The following is an 18,373-nucleotide window of genomic DNA, read 5'->3' as shown; positions in this document are numbered from 1 at the left end:
ACAGCACAACCCGGATCGCATGCCTGAATTGCCAGAAGTAGAAGTCACGCGGCGCGCTTTTGCCGCGCAGATCGCCGGAGCGCGCATTGAATCCGTGGCCTTGGGCAAGCCCTTGCGCTGGCCGTTGGGCATTGCCCCCGAACTGCTGGCCGGGCGCGATGTGCGCGGCGTGCGCCGGCGCGGCAAGTATCTGCTGATGGAGCTGAGCGAGGGCCTGCTGATGCTGCACCTGGGCATGTCGGGCAGCCTGCGTTTCGTGGCCCCCCATGAAGCACCGCTGGGGCCTGCAGGGACGCATGACCATTTCGACCTGCAGACCAGCAAGGGCCTGCTGCGGCTGCACGATCCGCGGCGCTTTGGTGCGGTGATGTATGTGGCGGCCGAGAGCGATCCCTGGGCGCGCAGGCTGCTGGACCATCTGGGGATGGAGCCACTGGATGACAGTTTCTCGTTCGAGACCTTCCGGGCCGGCCTGAAGGCCAGCCGCACGCCCATCAAGCAATTGCTGCTGAACGGCAGCGTGGTCGTGGGCGTGGGCAATATCTATGCGTCCGAGGTGCTGTTCATGGCACGCATCGCGCCCACGCAGCCGGCCTGCGAGGTCGGGCCGCGCAAGGTGCGCCGGTTGTTCGAGGAGATCCGCCGGGTGCTGGCCCTGGCGGTGGAGCAGGGCGGCACGACACTGCGCGATTTCTCTGCGCCCGACGGCATGGCCGGCCACTTCCAACTGCAGGCCAAGGTCTATGGCCGAGAAGGCCTGCCTTGCACGCATTGCGGCTCGCCTGTGCAAATGCTGCGCCAGGGGCAGCGCAGCACCTACTTCTGCGCGCGCTGCCAGAAGGCGGGATGATTGCTCCAAAAAACGGAGCGAACTCCAAACGTCTCGTAACGCCTGTTGCGGTTGCATTGCGGGAGGTCCCGCGAAGCATCTGCATAAAGCGCCTGTTTCTGCAAATTTCAGGCACCAATCTCGGTGGATTGATGGTGAAATATTGTTTCATTTGTAAATAAAAGATGTTTTGCCCTTAATCCCCCCGCTCCAGGAGCCGGCCTTGGGACGCCGCAGCAGGCAAACCGGGGCGACGGTGCTATATTTTGAATAGAACAGGCAGCACGCTTGCGGCGCAATGTCGAGGCGATCACTAGGCATCGGCAGCCATTGGCGATGCAATGGCGGGGGAAACACGTGGGACCATCATTCAACGAGCAGTTCGACCAGCACGGCGCATGGCGTCGTGGCTTCGCGCAGCAATTGCATGCGCTGCGGGAATGGCTGCAGTCCCAGGAGCTGCTGGATGTCGCGGTGCAGGAGCGGCTGCAGCGGCTGGAAGCCCAGGTGCGTGGCGACAAGGTCATGGTGGCCTTCGTGGCCGAGTTCTCGCGCGGCAAGTCCGAGCTGATCAATGCGGTCTTCTTCGCCCACTATGGTCGCCGCCTCATGCCGGCCAGCGCCGGGCGCACGACCATGTGCCCCGCCGAGCTGGGCTGGGAAGCCGAGCTGCAGCCCAGCCTGCGCCTGCTGCCCATCGATACGCGCGAATCGCTGGAAAGCCTGGGCCAGTGGCGCGCCCGTCCCGAGGCCTGGCTGCAGCTGCCGCTCGACGTGAACAATGCCCAGCAGATCGCCGACACGCTGGCCAAGGTGGCCGAGGTGCGCAAGGTTTCCGTGGAGCTGGCCCGGACCTGGGGCTTTTGGCATGACGAGGACCAGGGCGGCAATCCCTTCGTCGATGACCAGGGCCTGGTCGAGGTGCCCATGTGGCGCCATGCGCTGATCAACATGCCCCACCCGCTGCTCAAGCAGGGACTGGTGATTCTGGATACGCCCGGCCTGAATGCCGTGGGCGCCGAGCCCGAGCTGACCGTCAACCTGATCCCCCAGGCCCATGCGGTGGTGTTCGTGCTGGCGGCCGACACCGGCGTGACCAAGTCCGATCTGGCCATCTGGCGCGACCATGTGCTGCCGCCCGATGTGGCTTCTGGCCAGCATGCGCTGGCCGACTCCCGCCTCGTGGTGCTCAACAAGATAGACACGCTCTGGGACAGCCTGAGTTCCGCGTCGCAGGTGCAGTCCCAGCTGCAGCGCCAGCGCCAGGAGTCGGCCCAGATGCTGGGCCTGCCTGTGGAGAGGGTGCTGCCCGTGTCGGCGCAAAAGGGCCTGGTGGCCAAGGTCTCCAGCAACGATGCGCTGCTGCAGGCCAGCGGACTGCCCGTTTTCGAGAATATGCTGGCCGAGGGCATCATGGGCCAGCGCCAGAAGGTGCTGCAGACGGCCGTCAGGGCCAATGTGCAGCAGTTGCAGGTCGAGGTGGAGCGCGTGCTCAACATCCGCCGCCGCGACCTGGATGACCAGATGGCCGAGCTGCGCAGCCTGCGCGGCAAGAATGCCAGCGTCATCGCCTCCATGCGCCACCGCATCGAGAGCGAGCAGCGGGATTTCGATGCCAGCGCCGCCAGGATCCAGGCCGTGCGGCTGGTGCACATGCGCATGCTGCGCGACATCTTCCGCCAGCTGGGCTCCAGCGCGCTCAAGCAGGAGCTGGTCGATCTCAAGGACGCGCTGGAGCAGCGCGGCCTGAAGCTGGGCGCCCGCAAGGTCTATGCCGAAACCTTCGAGCGCCTGCGCACCGTGGCAACCCGGGCCCAGGCCCAGGCCGGAGAGATCCAGTCCATGCTGGGTGCGACCTTCAAGGAACTCAATGCCGAGTTCGGCTTCTCGCTGCAGGCTCCGGCCCAGCTGGAGCTGGCCGAGTTCGGCGGCGACCTGCAGCGCATCGAGGCCAGCTACACCCAGTACCTGGGCCTGGGCCATGCGCTCAGGCGCAGCAATCCTGCGTTTGCGCAGCGCCTGATCAAGGCGCTGGCGATGCGGTTGCGCACGGTGTTCGAGTCTGCGGCCAACGACGTGGACATGTGGAGCAAGTCCGCCACGGCCCAGCTGGATGCCCAATTGAAGGAGCGCAAGCGCAGCTTTGCCCGCCGCATCGAAGCGGTGGACCGCATCCAGAATGCGGCCTCGGGCCTGGTGGAGCGCATTGCCGAGATCGAGACCGCTGACGAACAGCTCACGGCCTTGCAGCTGCAGCTGGGGCAGTCCACCATGGAACTGCTGCAACCCCTGTCCCCGACGCCCGCCTTCCCCGGCCTGGCGAGGGCGGCACAGGAAACCTCATTGACTGCTTGATATCTTGACTTTCCCCTCGATTGCCACGCCCGTCGTGCAGTGGCAGGCGTCGCATGGACGCAATCACCTGCCCTGGCAGCAGACGCGCGATCCCTACCGCGTCTGGCTTTCCGAAATCATGCTGCAGCAGACCCAGGTGAGTACCGTGCTGGGCTACTACCAGCGCTTTCTCGATGCCTTCCCCGATGTCGCCAGCCTGGCGGCCGCGCCGCAGGACGCGGTGCTGGCGCTGTGGAGCGGCCTGGGCTACTACAGCCGTGCGCGCAACCTGCACCGCTGTGCCCAGGCCGTGGTCGAGGACTGGGGTGGTGCCTTTCCCGGCAGGGCCGAGGATCTGGCCACGCTGCCCGGCATAGGTCGGTCCACGGCCGGCGCCATCGCCTCCTTTTGCTTTTCCGAGCGCGTGCCCATCCTTGACGCCAACGTGCGGCGCGTGCTCACGCGCGTGCTGGCTTTCGATGCGGATCTGGCCGTCGCCCGGAATGAGCGCGAACTGTGGGACCTGGCCCAGCAGCTGTGCCCCATCGAGGACCTGCAGCAGGCCATGCCGCGCTACACCCAGGGCCTGATGGACCTGGGCGCCACCATCTGCACGCCGCGCAAGCCCAGCTGCCTGGTCTGCCCGCTGCAGCCGCAGTGCCGCGCGGCGCGCTTTGGCAATCCCGAAAACTATCCCGTGCGAACGCGCAAGCTCAAGCGCAGTGCCGAGGCCTGGTGGCTGCTGATCGCCGTGGACGGGCAAGGCCGCGTCTGGCTGGAGCGCCGTCCTCAGCAGGGCATATGGGCGGGGCTTTATGCGCCGCCCGTGTTCAACGGGCGCGAGGCGCTGGAGCAGGCGGCGGCACAGCATTGGCCGGGAACGGAGCCCCTGGACTGGACCGATCTGCCCGCCTTCCTGCATGTGCTCACCCACCGCGATCTGCACCTGCATCCGGTGCGCGTGCGCGTGCAGAGCGGCGGCATCGATGCCGCCACGCCGGACGGCCAGGGCTGCTGGGCCGATGCCGGGGCCTGGGCCGACATGGGCCTGCCAGCCCCGGTACGCAAGCTGCTGGATGCGCAATTCGCGGGCTGAGGCCACGGCCGGACCGGCTGGCTAGAACCTGCGGCGCGGCAGCAGCAGGGCGCATCGCAGCAGCATCCAGGCCAGCCATTGCTCCCGCGCGCCGGGCGTGCGCCTGGCGCGTGCGGTGGCGTCGGCAATGTGCAGGCGCAGGGAGCCAAGGGCATGGCGGTCCCCGCTTTGCACGGCCTGTTGCCAGGCCTGCTCGCAGCGCTGGCGCTCCAGCGCCTGATTGTCCGGGCTGCGAATATCGCTGATGGCGGTGATGGTGCTCATGGCTGCAGCGCTCCCACGGTGGGTGGGGTGCCCGCGTCTTCACCTCCGCGGTCGCCATCCTGCCGGCCGAAGGCATACCAGTCCACATGCCGCGTGCAGACCATGATCAGGGCCAGCACCGCGAACAGCGCGATCGATCCCACGATGAGCGCGCTTTGCTCCAGTTGCAGCAGCACGTACAGCAGGCCGTAGAGTGCGGCGATGCCCGCCGCAAACGGCAGGCCGCGGCGCAGGCTGCCCAGGATGTGGCTGGCGTAGTAGGCCAGCAGCAGCACGCAGGCCGAGGCGGCAATGCCGTAGGCGCTGGCAAATCCCATGTGCTCCGACAGGCTGATCAGCAGCAGGAAGAAGCTGCACAGCGCCGATCCCACCAGCAGGTACTGGATGGGATGCACGCGCAGCTGCTTGAGTACCTCGAACAGGCCGACGGCCACGAAGGTCAGCACAACGAAGAGCAGGCCGTACTTGGTGGCGCGGTCGCTCAACGAGTAGGCGTTGATGGGGTCCACGAAGTCGGTGTCCAGCGATTCCAGGCAAGGGCCGCTGTTGGGGGTATGGGCGGTGGCCGCGTATTCCTCCATGTCGCGGCGGCCGGGCTGGCACAGCGGCTGCTGGTCGGTGAAGGCCTGGCGTGCGGACGAGGCCAGGGCCGAGAGGTTCCAGCTGGCTTCGAAGCCCTTGTCGCTGATCTCACGCCGGTTGGGCAGAAAGCTTCCACCGAACGAGGGATGGGGCCAGTCGGCCGACAACTGGACCTGGCTGTGGCTGCCCAGCGGCACGAAGGCCAGCTTTTCGGTGCCCACCAGTTCCAGGGCGATCTTCAGTTCAAGGGGCCCGTCCTTCTTGAGCAGGGCCGGCGCCAGTTCCGCCTGCAGGCCCTGCGAGTAGCGCTCCAGTGATGTGCCGGGGCCCACGTCCAGGCTCTTGCCATCGGCTTCGATGGTGGCCGAGCGTATGCCGCGCGGATCGGTGAGCGACAGCGCCACCCGCAGGGCGCCGCAGCGCACGGTCTGGTTGGCAGCCGTTTCGATGGAGGGCTTTTCCAGATACTGGGCGGCGTTCGTGAAGCTGGCGCTGATGCTGTCCTGCATGGCATAGGTGCTGACCTGGTGCAGGCCGCGCGAGCGCTCTTCCATGCGCGCCGTGGCCTGGTGGCGCAGTTGGTCGGGCAGCAGCATGCGCTGGAACTGGCGCGTGGTCCATTCGGTCTTGCTGCCTTTTTCCACGCCCGTGGTCTCGGTGCAGTTTTGCACCAGCACCGGGCCCATCAGCGTCTGGCGGCCGGCCAGGCTGGCGACCACGCCCTGCACGGCGTTGTCGCGGTTGCGTATGCGGTCCCGCACCACGTCGTGTATCAGGCCCAGGCCCAGCATCAAAAGGCCCAGCATGACCAGCAGGGCCACGCCTTTGGCAAGCAGTCGGTTCTTCATTCCACATCCCGTTCGTTGATCGTGGACGCAGTCTGGGCGGGGGCTGTGTGGCCGGAATGAAGTGTGTGAAGCGGGTGTGAAGTCGGATTCGCAGGGCCGATGTGGGTGTGTGTGGGGGCGTATGTGGGCGTCAGTGTGCCCGCAGTGGCCAGTTCAGCGTGACACGCAGCCCGGGCTGGGCGTTGGTGGCCTGCATGCTGCCGCCGTGCAGCAGCATGATGCGCAGCACGATGGACAGGCCCAGTCCAGTGCCGCTGCGCTCCCCGTTGGGGCGGGGGGTGGTGAAAAAGCGCTCGCCCAGCCGGCCCAGTAGGGCCTCGGGCACGCCGGGGCCGTGGTCGCGCACGCTGACGCGGCCGGGCTCCAGGTCCACGTGGATGCTGCTGCCCTCGGGGGCGAAGTCGATGGCGTTGCTGAGCAGGTTGCTCAGGGCCAGCACCACCAGATCCTGCTCCCAGGGGCCGCTGCTGTCCTGGCCTTGCAGCACCAGCTGGATGCGGCGTTGGTGCGCTGCGCCGTGCACTTGTGCCATGGCTTGCCCGGCACAGGCCTGCAGGCTGCAGGCCGTGTGCGGGTGCAGGGCGCGGCGCTGCTCCAGCTGGCTCAGTCGCAGCAACTGGTCCACGAGGTTTTGCAGGCGCTGGCACTGGTCCACCACCTGGCGCGCGAACAGTTCGCGGTCGGCCGATGGCAGGTCTTCCTGCAGCAGCTCGCCTGCGCCACGGATGGCAGCCACGGGGCTCTTGAGCTCGTGCGTGAGGGCGCGCACATAGCCTTCGATGTAGTCGCGCCCTTCCAGGCGGCTGCGCATGTTCTCCATGGCGCGGGCCAGCTCGCCCAGTTCGCCGGGCATGCGCGGGGCCTCGGGCATGGGGGGCGCCGTGGTGGGCGAGGCAGCCTCGTTGAGTGTGGGAGCCTGTACCTGCTGGGCATAGCTGCGCAGGCGCCGCACATGGATGACCAGCCACCAGGTGACGGCAAAGCCCACGCCGGCCGACAGCAGCAGGAACAGCAGGCCGCCGCGCAGCATCTTGCTTTCCGCGCTGTCCACGATCTTCTGCACCGAGTGGGCGGGCTTGGAGGCGGTGAGCACGCCCGCCACGCGGCCATCGACCATGATGGGTGCCGAGACATACATGACGCTGCTGGCCTCGTCGTTCTGCACCTCGCGCGTGGTGCGTGCGCCGTATTCGCCGCGCAGCGTGCGGTACACGTCGCGCCAGCGCGAGTAGTCGGCGCCCTGGTCCAGCCCGGCGGAGTCGAACAGCACCAGGCCCTTCTGGTCCGTGACGGTGACGCGCATGTCCAGGCTGGTCTTGCGTGCGTCCCAGATCCAGACCTTGACGGACTGGTTCGCATAGGCCTGCATGTGGTGCGCGAAGCGGCTGTCGGCGGGGCGCTGCTGCAGCACGCCGCTGGCCATGTCGTCGCTGGCCAGCGCGGCCAGGGCGTAGGCGGTCTCGACCAGGGTGTCCTCGGTCACCTTGCGCACGCTGGGCTTGACCTCGACCATGAAGACGCGCAGCACGAAGAATGCGGCCAGGCCGTTGATGACGAAAAAGGCGAAGAACAGCCGCAGTCCGAGGCGCATGGCGTGCTGCGGTGGCTCAGCCCGGCAGCGTCAGGCTGTAGCCCATGCCGCGGTGGGTGGTGATGAAGTCCTGCTGCGGCGCCTGGGCGCGCAGCTTGGCGCGCAGGGTCTTGACGTGCGTATCCACGGTGCGGTCCGTGCTGTCGCTGTCCTGGCCCCAGATGCTGTCGAGCAGGAACTCGCGGCTGAGGATGCGCCCGGGGCGCTCCAGCAGGCAGCGCAGCAGCTGGTACTCGCGCCGCGTGAGATCCAGCGCCACACCCTGCATGCGTACGCGCTGGCCCTGCTGGTCGATGCTGAACAGGGTGCCGGCGGGCGTCGGGCTGGTCGCTGCAGCGGGTTGCAGGCGCTGTGCGCGCCGCAGCAGGGCGCGGGTGCGGGCCACCAGCTCGCGCGGGCTGAAGGGCTTGGTCAGGTAGTCATCGGCGCCCAGCTCCAGGCCCAGTACGCGGTCCATTTCCTCGCCGCGTGCGCTGAGCACCAGCAGGGGCACGACGGCGCCGGCCTGGCGCAGCTCGCGGCACCAGTCCAGGCCGTTGCCATCGGGCAGGCCCACGTCCAGCAGCAGGGCATCGGGCGGCTGCGCCTGCCATTGCGCGCGTGCATCGGCCAGCTGCAGGCAGTGGCGCACGGCAATGCCGTCACGCTCCAGCGCATAGCAGACGGTGCGCGCGATGGCGGGGTCGTCCTCCACAAGCAGCACACGGGGGGCATTCGTCAACGGCGTGCCTTGCATCGCAGTGTTCCGGAGGCGGGGCCTGGCGCTCAGATGTCGTGCGCAAGCAAGTCGGCAGGCTTGAGCGTGGGCCGGCTGTCCAGCGATCGGTGCCGGCACAGCGTGGGCCAGCGCGGGGCGAAGTGCCGTGCCAGCTCCTCGACCAGGAAGACCGAGCGGTGCTGTCCCCCGGTGCAGCCTATGGCCACGGTGACATAGCTGCGGTGGTTGCTGGCCATCATGTCCAGCCAGGACTCCAGGAACTGCTGGATGTCGCGCCGCATCTGGTCCACGCCGGGCTGCTGGCGCAGGAACTCGGCCACGGGTGCATCCATGCCGGTCAGCGGGCGCAGCTGGGGTTCGTAGTGCGGGTTGGGCAGCATGCGCACATCGAACACATAGTCGGAATCCGAGGGCAGGCCGTGCTTGAAGCCGAAGGACTGGAAGACCAGGGTCATCTGGCCCACCGGGGCCGCAATCAGCTCCTTGATATAGCTTTGCAGCTGGGACGAGCGCAGGTGGCTGGTGTCGATGACATGCGACTTCTCGCGCAGGTCGCCCAGCAGCTCGCGCTCGTTTTCTATGTCCTGCACCAGGGCGCGGCGGCCTTCGGCGACCGGCCCCTGGGACAGCGGGTGGCGGCGCCGGGTTTCGGAGAAGCGCCGCACCAGGGTGCCCGTGGTGGCGTCCAGAAAGACCAGGTGGGGCACGACGCCCTGGCGCTGCAGCCGTTCCAGCTGACCGGGCAGGTGGGGCAGTCCGCCGGCGCTGCGCGCATCCATGGCGATGGCCACCTTGTTGCTGTGGCGGCCATGCTCCAGTTCGACGAAGGCGGACAGCAGCTCGGGGGGTAGGTTGTCCACGCAGTAGTAGCCGGCATCCTCCAGCGCATGCAGGGCGACGGATTTGCCCGATCCGGACATCCCGGTGATCAGCACGATCTCAAGCGACATGGCATCAGCCTCCATTGGTGTTGCGCGCGCCGTTGGCCGCACGTCCCGGCTTGGATCGTGCGCGTTCGGCATCGGCCGGTGGCCGCTGCCGGCCGGCCCGTCGCGGGGGCGGGCGGGGCGCGGGTGCCTGGCGCGCCATGGCCAGCATTTCGCGGGCATGGGCCATCGTGGTTTCGGACTGGCGCTCGCCACCCAGCATGCGCGCCAGCTCGGCCTCGCGTGCGGCGCTGTCCAGCGGCTGCACGGTGCTGAGCGTGCCTTGCCTTGCGCGCTGCTTGGCCACCAGGTAGTGCTGGTCGGCGCAGGCGGCAACCTGCGGCAGATGGGTGACGGACAGCACCTGGCGCGATCGACCCAGTGCGTGCATGAGGCGGCCCACGGTCTCGGCGACGGCGCCGCCCACGCCCGAGTCCACCTCGTCGAAGATCAGCGTGCCGGCCTCGCCCAGTTCGCTGGTGGTCACGGCAATCGCCAGCGAAATGCGCGACAACTCGCCGCCCGAGGCCACCTTGGCAATCGGCTTGGGACTGGCGCCCGGGTGGCCGGCGACCAGAAAGGCCACGCTGTCCACGCCAAAGGCACCGGGGGAGTCGGCCGTGGACAGGGCGGCCTCGAACAGGCCTCCTTCCATGCCCAGCCCCTGCATGGCCTGGGTGATGGCGCGCGACAGGCGCGGCGCGGCCAGGGCGCGTTGCTGCGACAGCACCCGGGCGCTGGCCTGGTAGTGCTGCTGCGCCGATTGCTCGGCGGCATGCAGGGCCTCGATGTCCACGGCGGCGTCCAGCTGCTGCAGTTCCTGGCGCCATCCGGCCAGCAGCGCGGGCAATTCATCGGGCGTGCGGCGGTAGCGGCGCGCCAGTTGCATCCACAGCGACAGGCGCTCATCGAGCTCGGCCAGGCGCTCGGGGTCCAGGTCGGCGCGGCGCAGATAGCTTTGCAGCGAATGGCGCGCATCCTGCGCCTGGGCCATGCATGAGGCCAGCACGTCTGCAATGTTCTGGAAGTCCGGCTCCAGGTGCTCCTGGTTCTGGATCAGATGGCTGGCGCGGCCCAGCGGGCTGATCACGCCGGCCTCGTCGTCTTCCAGCATCTGCAGCGTGGTCTGTGCCGCATCGATCAACGTCTGGGCATGGGACAGGCGCGTATGCTGGGCGTTGAGGTCGTCCCACTCGTCGGCCTGCGGGGCCAGCTTGTCGAGTTCGGTGATCTGCCACTGCAGCCGCTCGCGCTCGCGCTGCAGGCTGTCCTGGGCGGATTGCGCATGCTGCAGCGCCTGCCGGGCCTGGGACCAACGGCTCCAGCAGCCCTGGACCTCGCGGCTGTCGATGCCGGCATAGGCGTCCAGCAGGGCGCGCGCCGCATCGGGCCGCGTGAGGCTTTGCCAGGCATGCTGGCCGTGGATGTCGATGAGCTGCTCGCCCAGGGCACGCAGCTGCGTGGCCGTGGCTGGTGTGCCGTTGATCCAGGCGCGGCTGCGGCCCTGGGCGTCCACTGTGCGCCGCAGCAGCAGGCCGCTGTCCTCGCAGGCCAGGCCTGCGGCCTCCAGCCAGGGGCGCAGCCGTGCGCAGCCGTCGAACTCCACGCAGATATCGGCCTGGGTGCAGCCTTCACGCACCACGTCGGCGTCGGCGCGGGCGCCCAGGGCCAGCTGCAATGCGTCGATCAGGATGGATTTGCCGGCGCCGGTCTCCCCGGTCAGCACGGTGAAGCCCGCCTGCCAGTCCAGATCAAGGGCCTGCACGATCACGAAGTCGCGCAGAACGATGCGCTTGAGCGCCATGGTCAGGCGCCTCCCTCGTTCCAGCCCAGTTTCTTGCGCAGCGTGGCGAAGTAATTCCAGCCCTTGGGGTGCAGAAAGCGCACACTGTGGTGGGCGCGGCTCACGAGGATACGGTCGCCGTGCTGCAGCGAGGCCAGGGACTGCATGTCGAAATTGGCGCTGACATCGCGCCCGGCCACGACCTCGATCGTGACCTCGTTGGCATCGGACAGCACGATGGGGCGGTTGGACAGGTTGTGCGGCGCAATGGGTGCCATCACCCAGGCGGGGATGGACGGATGCATCATCGGCCCGCCCGCGGACAGCGCATAGGCCGTGGAGCCCGTGGGCGTGGCCACGATCAGGCCGTCGGCGCGCTGGTTGGAGACAAAGCGGCCGCCCACCTCGATGCGCAGCTCCACCATGCCCGAGGTGCCGCCGCGGTTGACCACCACGTCGTTCATGGCCAGGGCCTCGAACACGCACTGGCCGTCGCGGATCACGCGGGCGCACATCAGGGGGCGCAGGTCCTCCTCGTATTCGCCCTGTAGCATGGGCGTGAGCGTGGCCTCGAAGTCCTCCAGCGCGATGTCGGTGACAAAGCCCAGGCGGCCCTGGTTCACCCCGATCAGGGGCGTTCCGTATTGCGCCAGGTGCCGGCTCACGCCGAGCATGGTGCCGTCGCCGCCGACGACCAGGCCCAGGTCGCAATGCCTGCCCAGGCCATCGACATCGAGGGTGGGGTAGTCTGTGAGCCCTGCGTGCAGGGCCGATTGGGTATCGAGCACGACTTCGCAGCCCTGGCGCCTGAGGAAGTCCGCAATGCGCTCAAGCGCGTTGCTGGCATTCTCGGACGGGGCGCTTGCGCTGGGAGCGTGGTACTTCCCGATCAAGGCAACGTGGCGAAACGTGGACGTCATTTCCGGCAAATTACATCATTAAAATCATCACATGCTCGACGAACGTGCCAAGTTGTTGCTCAAAGCGCTGATCGAGCGTTATATCGCTGACGGCCAGCCTGTGGGCTCGCGAACCCTGTCGCGTGCGTCGGGGCTTGAATTGTCGCCTGCCACGATACGCAATGTGATGGCTGACCTCGAAGACCTGGGGTTGATCATCAGCCCGCACACCTCGGCGGGCCGCATTCCGACCGCCCGGGGCTACCGGCTGTTCGTGGACACCATGCTCACCGCAGACCGTGCCGATATCGTGACGCCCGAACTCGCGCCCGAGCAGCCGCAGAAAGTCATCGCCAACGCCGCCAACCTGCTGTCCAGCCTTTCCCAGTTCGTGGGTGTGGTGCTGGTACCGCGCCGCACCTCGGTGTTCAAGCACATCGAATTCGTGCGGCTGTCGGAGCGGCGCTTTCTGGTCATCATCGTATCGCCCGACGGTGACGTGCAAAACCGCGTCATCTTCACCGATGTGGACTACTCGGCCTCGCAGCTGATCGAAGCCTCCAACTTCCTCAACAGCCACTACGCGGGCCTGGCCATGGAAGAGGTGCGCGAGCGCCTCAAGGGCGAGGTGGAGCTGCTGCGCGGCGAGGTGGCCACGCTCATGCAGGCGGCCGTCAACATCGGCACGGAGGCCATGACCAGCGCCCAGGAAGACGTGGTCATCGCGGGCGAGCGCAACCTGCTGTCGGTCAGCGATTTCTCCAGCGACATGGGCAATCTGCGCCGCGCCTTCGACCTGTTCGAGCAAAAGACCCAGATCCTCAGGCTGCTGGATTTTTCCAGCCAGGCGGAAGGCGTGCGCATCTACATCGGCGGTGAAAGCCAGGTCGTGCCTTTCGAGGAGCTGTCCGTGGTCAGCGCGCCCTACGAGCTCGACGGCAAGGTGGTGGGCACGCTGGGCGTGATCGGCCCCACCCGCATGCACTACGACCGCATGATCCAGATCGTGGACATCACCTCCAAGCTGGTCAGCAACGCGCTGAGCCACAAGCGCTGAGTCCCGCAGGTTAGGCCCTACAATAGTTGTTTGCCATGGCGTGCATACGCGCTGCCTTGGTGAATCAGGGGCCTTAGCTCATGCTTGGTTAGAGCAGCGGACTCATAATCCGTTGGTGCCCAGTTCGACTCTGGGAGGCCCTACCATCCATTGGTATGGAAAGCCTGCCGCCCTTCCGGGCGGCAGGCTTTTTTGCTGGGCGCAGGGCTGCCGCATGGCGGGCCATCGCCCGGTTGCCGGTGGATGCGGCTGCCGGTTTTTTTGCAGAAATATGGCGCTTTTGTCCGGGAGCCCCAAAACCCGCTGCTACAATGCGAAGCGTTGCGGCTGTAGCTCAGCTGGATAGAGTACTTGGCTACGAACCAAGGGGTCGTGGGTTCGATTCCTGCCAGCCGCACCAAAAAACGCAAAGCCCTGAAGTTGAAAGACTTCAGGGCTTTTTCGTTTTCCGCATCCGTATCCCTGGGATGTCAGGTCAGGCCTGTTGCGCTTTCGGCAGCACGACGCTGAAGGCGCTGCCCTGGCCGGGCATGCTTTCTATCTCAAGCCGCCCGCCATGGCGGGCGGCCACGGTGCGCACGAAGGCCAGGCCCAGGCCCACGCCGTCGAGGTGCCGGTGATGGTCCAGGCGCTCGAACGGCTGGCTCAGCCGGGCGACGGCCTGCCCATCCATGCCGGGCCCGTGGTCCCGGATGGTGAGGCGGCAATGGCCTGCGTCCTGCTGCAGCAGGCATTGCACCGTGGCGGGGTTTGCCTGATCTGCACGCGCTCCGTATTTGATGGCGTTGCCGATCAGGTTGACGGCCGCGCGGTGGAGCATGCCCGCATCGCCCAGCACGGGGCATTCATGTTCGGGCAGGTGGAACTCCAGCTGCACGTGGGCCGCAGAGGCCTGGGCCCAGCAGCTTTCCACGGCCTGGTCCAGCACCAGGCCCAGGTCCAGCCGTTCCCGGCGCAGCGCCTGCTGCTGGGCGCGTGCCAGGTGCACGAAATCGTCGGCCAGCTGCAGGGAGGCCTGGGCATAGCCTTCGATGCGCGGCAGCAGGAGGCCGAGGTCGGGCGCCTGTGCGGCGCCGCGCTGCATCTCCAGCAAGGTGATGATGGAGGCCACGGGCGCACGGATGTCGTGCGAGATGAACTGCATGGCCTGGTCGCGCTGGGCCTGGGCGCTGCGCAGATCGCTGATATCGACCAGGGTGATCAGCCAGCCCGTGGTGGGAGGTGCCTCGAAGGTCTGGGTCAGCAGCATCAGGCTGCGTCCCATGGGGTCGCGCCCCTCGCTGCTGGGCGGCAGACCGTGGGCGGCAAGCGCCTCGTGCGTGAGCAAGGGCTGGCCGGCGGATGCGCCGGCTGCCGTGTCCAGGACCCGCAGGCCATCGAGCAGCCGAGGCAGGGCATCGCCGGCCCTGAGGCCATGCCCCAGGCTGCGCGCATAGGCGTGGGCTGCGGCATTGGCCAGCAGCACATGGCCCTGCCGGTCGCAGACAAAGGTGGGCGAGGGCAGCTGGCGCAGGCTTTCGCTGACGAAATGGTGCAGGGCGCGCAGTTGGCGCGAAGCCTGCTCCACGGCCGCGATGCGCTGGTCCAGCAGGTCGCCGCCCAGGCGCAGCGCGGTGGGCAGGCCCTGGCCCTGCAGGTCGCGCAGTTCCAGCGCCAGAAAGCGCGCGGCCGCGCGCAGGCGCAGCCAGCTCCAGAGCGGATAGGCCAGGGCCAGGCCCAGCAGGCCGGCTGCAGGGGCCGTCTGCACCTGCCACAGGCGCGGCGCAAGTCCGGCCAGCGAGAGGCAGGCCAGGGCCAGCAGCGCGCAGGCCAGCATGCCGCCGGAAGGGCCCAGCCAGGCCAGGGCCAGCAGGGCCAGCAGCACGGCTGCCGCATTGAGCGCGCGGTTGAGCGTGGCCGAAGCGGGATGCGCATGAGAGCCCTGCAGGCTGCCGTTGAGCACGTGGGCCAGCATCTCCACGCTGGAGATGGGCCGCGCGCTGGTGCCCAGTGGTGCGGTGAACCGGCTGCCCAGTCCGGCGGCCGTCGTGCCGATGAGCACGTATTTGCCGCGGAATGCGGCCGCAGGAATGCGGCCGCGCAGCACGTCGATGTAGGAATAGGTGGTGAAGGGCGAGCGGTCCCTGGCGCCTTGCTCCGGCCCGGCCTGTGCAAAGGCAATGATCTCCTGCTGGCGGCGCTGCCAGGAGGGTGCGTCGGGGTCCATGGGCGGCACGGGCTCCGGGCGGGCGCATGCGCGCCCGTTCTCGCCCACGCAATGCAGGGCCAGCGCCATGTGCCACCAGGGCTGCTGCGCACTGCCTTCGACGGCATGGAAGCTGCGCACGGCGCCATCGGCGTCCACGGGCAGCTGGGTATGGCCCAGCGCCGCTGCGGCCTGTGCGAAGGTCGGCAGCGGGCCGCTGCCTGGCGCCACGGGCAAGACGGTGCGGCCGCTGCGCTGCAGAACGCGCGCCAGCAGCAGGTCGTCGCCGGGGTAGTCCAGGTCTTCCTCGCTGAGCATCACGTCCAGGCCTATGGCGCGCGGCGGTGCCTGGCTGATGCGTTCCAGCAGGCCGGCGTGCAGAGCGCGGCGCCAGGGCCAGCGGCCAATGGCGTCGATGCTGGCATCGTCTATGGCGACGATGACGATGTCCTGCGATGCCTTGGGCCGGTGCAGCCAGCTGGCCGTGTCCTGGACGAAGCCGTTGATGCGGTCCAGCTGCCCGTCGCCGCCGAGCCAGAACACCAGGGACAGCAGGCCCGCCGCCAGCAGCAGCCAGTCCCGCCGCAGTCCACGGCCACGCGCTGGCGCTGGCTGCGCCGTCGTGGCGGGGCTGTCAGGCGGGGGCGGCAGGGTGGACAAGCGCGGTCAGGGAATGAACGGGCACGGCTACTGGCGCTGCAGGCGCTCTCCGTTGCCCGAATGCATCATCTCGCCGCTGGCATCGACGATCCAGCGGCCGGTGCGGAACTGGCGCGCGGCCGAGAAGTCGCTGCGCAGGCCGTTGGCATCCTCGATCTGCAGGCGCAGGTAGTAGCTGCCTGCGGGCAGGTCCTCGGTGCTCCATTGCGGCTGGTCGGTCCAGAGGTCAACCAGCGGCGCGGTGAACTCCTGGTCGCGCGCCACCATCACGTGGTAGCGCTGGCCGGGCTCGCCGCTCCAGCGGATCTGGCGGCTGCCTTCGGCCGGGCCGTCGCCCAACTGCAGCGCGCTGGCCGAGGGCTGGGCAGGAACGGCAGCCAGTTGCATGGTCTGGGCGGGGGCGAACGGACCCTGGTCGGGTTGGCCATCGGCCAGCGTGCGAATGCTGGCGGCACGCCAGAGATAGCGTCCGGCCGGCAGGCGTGCCAGCGTGGTGGCGGGCAGTGCGCAGTCGTGCAGGTCGCGTGCATCGATGGCGGGCTCGGCAAAGCCGGCCTGCGCATCGGCAGAGACGACCTGGATGCGGTAGCGCGCAGCGCCCACGACCTGGGTGCATTGCAGGCTGGCGCGACCCAGGCCCACGGTGGCGTCGGCCTGCGGCGATTCATACAGCGGCGGCACGGGATGGGCCTTGACGCGCAGGGCGCGGCGGCTGGCTGCGCCCGGAATGCCCTGGGCATCGATGCCGCGCAGGGACAGCACGTAGTCGCCGTCCTCCACACCCGCCAGGCGCAGCGGCGATGCCGTGGCCTGGAAACTGGCGCTGCGCAGCACCTGGGTCATGTCGGCATCGCGCGACAGCTGCAACTGGTAGCGCACGGCGCCCGGCAAGCCGGGCAGGGGCAGGCTGATCCAGTTGGCGTCTTCCGCCAGCGCGGGCCACGCCGTGATGTCGGGTGCACCCAGCATGGGGCGGGGCTCGCCCACGCTGCCATTGGCAGCAACTGCCACGCCCTGGCCCGGGCGCAGCAGCGCATCGCCAGTGTTTGCGCCCGAGGCGTCGGAGCCCACGGCGACGGTGCCCTCATCGACGGCGGCCGCCGTGCTGCCGGCGGCATCGGCCTGGACCAGGAAACGGGTGCCGCGCACGCTGGTCGATGCAGCGGGCGTGCGGATCTCGAAGCGGCGCTGGGCGTTGGCGGGTTCAGGCGGCACCGAGGCCTCGACGCCGCCCTCGCGCAGGTCCAGTACGGACTGCAGGCTGCCGGCACGGCCCTTGCGGCGCATCTGGCGCAGCACCACATCGGACTGCGACTGCACGCGCACCAGGGAGCCATCGGCCAGGCGTACGGCGACGAATGCGTCCGGGGCCAACTGCAGGCGTTCGCCTTCCTGCAGCGTCTGTCCCTTGCGCAGGGGCTGGCTCGCATCGTCTCCGGCCGCGCCTTGCGTATCGGCCAGGTGGTCCAGCGGGCGCGTGCTGCGCGCATCGCCCTGCACGAATTCCACGGAGGCCACGGCGGCGCGCAGCAGGCGCACGGGGATCTCCAGCACGGAGCCAGGCCGCAGGCGGTAGGGATTGGCCACGCCGTTGTGCTGCTGCAGATCGGTCCACTGGCGGGCATCGCCCAGGTAGCGCGCCGCCAGCTGCTCCAGCGTGTCGCCGGCGACGACCCGGTGCGCCATCGTGTCGCCGTTGCGGCCCACGGGCTTGATCTGGGCCTGTGCGCTGCCCAGGCCCAGCAGGCCGAGGGCGGCAAGCATGCAGGCCCGTGATACGGGCCTGCCCAGGGTGGCAGCCATGCGTACGGTCATGATGCCTGCTGCAGCGCCTGCAGGGCTGCGTCGGGCACATCGAGGCGATAGCCATAGCCGTACACGGCACTGATGGCATAGGGCTGTCCGGCGCGCAGGTTCAGCAGGGCACGCAGGCGCGAGATATGCGTGTCCAGCGAGCGCGACTGCACTTCTGCGTTGTGCCCCCACACTGCTTCGCGCAAGTGCTCGCGCGACAGCAGGCGGCCCTGGTTCTGGAACAGGGTCAGGGCCAGCGTGTACTCGCGGTGCGTCACTTCGATGGGCTGGCCGTGCATTTCCAGGCTGTTGGTGGTGGTGAGGAACCGGTAGGGTCCGAACTCCAGCACGCTTTGCGTGTTCACCGGGTAGGCGCGGCGCAACAGGGCGGCCATGCGCGCGCGCAGCTCGCCATGGCGCACGGGCTTGACCATGAAGTCGTCGGCGCCGCAGGACAGGCCCTCGACGATGTCGGCCTCTTCGCTGCGGTGGGTGATGATGAGGATGGGCAGTTCGCGGCTGACATGGCCGCGCGCCCATCGCACCAGGTCCGTTCCTTCCATGTCCGGAAGGTGCCAGTCCACGATCAGCAGGTCGAAGCTCTCGCGGCGAAGCTCCAGTTGCAGGGCCGAGCCCGTCTGGTAGGTGTGGCAGCTGTGGCCCGTCTCCAGCGCGACCTGACGCAGCATCTCCAGTTGCAGCGGATCATCGTCCAGAGCAGCTATACGCATCCAAATGTCCTTTCACGCACGCGCCGCAATCCCGGCGCAGGGCCCGCGGGCAAGACTGCCCGCAAATAGGCGGTTT

At 68.3% G+C, this 18,373-nt stretch carries 14 protein-coding genes and 2 tRNA genes; 6 read left to right on the top strand and 10 right to left on the bottom strand.

The genetic code is table 11. The features are described 5' to 3' along the window. The first annotated feature begins 19 nt into the window (after positions 1–19). From mutM to mutY, 3 genes are all read left to right on the top strand, one after another. The gene (gene mutM, locus A9976_RS17235) at positions 20–850 is read left to right on the top strand and encodes a bifunctional DNA-formamidopyrimidine glycosylase/DNA-(apurinic or apyrimidinic site) lyase (RefSeq protein WP_183019994.1); all 831 of its coding nucleotides are present in this window, start codon (positions 20–22) and stop codon (positions 848–850) included. 336 nt (positions 851–1,186) lie between these two features. Next, positions 1,187–3,184, top strand: a complete 1,998-nt coding sequence (locus A9976_RS17230; RefSeq protein WP_183019993.1) for a dynamin family protein — start codon at positions 1,187–1,189, stop codon at positions 3,182–3,184. 4 nt (positions 3,185–3,188) lie between these two features. Beyond that, positions 3,189–4,259 carry an A/G-specific adenine glycosylase gene (gene mutY, locus A9976_RS17225; protein ID WP_183019992.1) on the top strand — a complete coding sequence of 357 codons (1,071 nt, stop codon included), beginning with the start codon at positions 3,189–3,191 and terminating at the stop codon, positions 4,257–4,259. Positions 4,260–4,280: 21 nt separating this feature from the next. Here mutY and A9976_RS17220 read toward each other — a convergent pair whose 3' ends face one another. The 7 genes from A9976_RS17220 to A9976_RS17190 all read right to left on the bottom strand — a co-directional run bounded on the left by A9976_RS17220 (position 4,281) and on the right by A9976_RS17190 (position 11,891). Next, a complete protein-coding gene (locus A9976_RS17220; RefSeq protein ID WP_012207224.1) occupies positions 4,281–4,523 on the bottom strand; it encodes a hypothetical protein in 243 nt (80 codons plus the stop codon). Beyond that, positions 4,520–5,953, bottom strand: coding sequence for a cell envelope integrity protein CreD (creD, locus tag A9976_RS17215; RefSeq protein WP_183019991.1), 1,434 nt, complete (start codon positions 5,951–5,953; stop codon positions 4,520–4,522). Before creD ends, A9976_RS17220 begins: the two co-directional genes overlap by 4 nt. Before the next feature lie 130 nt (positions 5,954–6,083). Next, entirely contained in the window at positions 6,084–7,544 is a 1,461-nt protein-coding gene (gene creC, locus A9976_RS17210) for a two-component system sensor histidine kinase CreC (RefSeq protein WP_183019990.1), read from the bottom strand. Between the two features lie 16 nt (positions 7,545–7,560). Further along, positions 7,561–8,280: a two-component system response regulator CreB gene (gene creB / locus A9976_RS17205; RefSeq protein WP_183019989.1), complete on the bottom strand. Its 720-nt coding sequence runs from the start codon at positions 8,278–8,280 to the stop codon at positions 7,561–7,563. A 29-nt stretch (positions 8,281–8,309) separates the two neighbouring features. After that, entirely contained in the window at positions 8,310–9,212 is a 903-nt protein-coding gene (gene rapZ / locus A9976_RS17200) for an RNase adapter RapZ (protein ID WP_183019988.1), read from the bottom strand. Between the two features lie 4 nt (positions 9,213–9,216). Next, on the bottom strand, positions 9,217–10,992 hold the full coding sequence (gene recN, locus A9976_RS17195) for a DNA repair protein RecN (RefSeq protein WP_183019987.1): 1,776 nt from the start codon (positions 10,990–10,992) through the stop codon (positions 9,217–9,219). 2 nt (positions 10,993–10,994) lie between these two features. Beyond that, complete coding sequence (locus tag A9976_RS17190) at positions 10,995–11,891, bottom strand: NAD kinase (RefSeq protein WP_012207218.1); 897 nt, start codon at positions 11,889–11,891, stop codon at positions 10,995–10,997. A gap of 31 nt (positions 11,892–11,922) precedes the next feature. Between A9976_RS17190 and hrcA the strand changes: the two genes are divergently transcribed. From hrcA to A9976_RS17175, 3 genes are all read left to right on the top strand, one after another. Further along, positions 11,923–12,927, top strand: a complete 1,005-nt coding sequence (hrcA, locus tag A9976_RS17185) for a heat-inducible transcriptional repressor HrcA (RefSeq protein WP_096913886.1) — start codon at positions 11,923–11,925, stop codon at positions 12,925–12,927. Between the two features lie 67 nt (positions 12,928–12,994). Then, positions 12,995–13,073: transfer RNA gene (locus tag A9976_RS17180), tRNA-Ile, on the top strand. Between the two features lie 177 nt (positions 13,074–13,250). Beyond that, a tRNA-Arg gene (locus A9976_RS17175) sits at positions 13,251–13,327 on the top strand. A gap of 75 nt (positions 13,328–13,402) precedes the next feature. Here A9976_RS17175 and A9976_RS17170 read toward each other — a convergent pair. Genes A9976_RS17170 through A9976_RS17160 form a run of 3 tightly spaced genes read right to left on the bottom strand, consistent with a single transcriptional unit; the run spans position 13,403 to position 18,297 of the window. After that, a complete protein-coding gene (locus A9976_RS17170) occupies positions 13,403–15,772 on the bottom strand; it encodes a CHASE2 domain-containing protein (protein WP_183019986.1) in 2,370 nt (789 codons plus the stop codon). 27 nt (positions 15,773–15,799) lie between these two features. After that, positions 15,800–17,587: a FecR domain-containing protein gene (locus tag A9976_RS17165; RefSeq protein WP_259649234.1), complete on the bottom strand. Its 1,788-nt coding sequence runs from the start codon at positions 17,585–17,587 to the stop codon at positions 15,800–15,802. Next, positions 17,584–18,297, bottom strand: a complete 714-nt coding sequence (locus A9976_RS17160) for a response regulator transcription factor (protein ID WP_183019985.1) — start codon at positions 18,295–18,297, stop codon at positions 17,584–17,586. Before A9976_RS17160 ends, A9976_RS17165 begins: the two co-directional genes overlap by 4 nt. Positions 18,298–18,373: the final 76 nt, after the last annotated feature.

The sequence above is a fragment of the Delftia sp. UME58 genome, assembly GCF_014170385.1.
Taxonomy (GTDB): Bacteria; Pseudomonadota; Gammaproteobacteria; order Burkholderiales; family Burkholderiaceae_C; genus Comamonas; species Comamonas acidovorans.
This window is presented reverse-complemented; position numbering and strand designations above follow the sequence as displayed.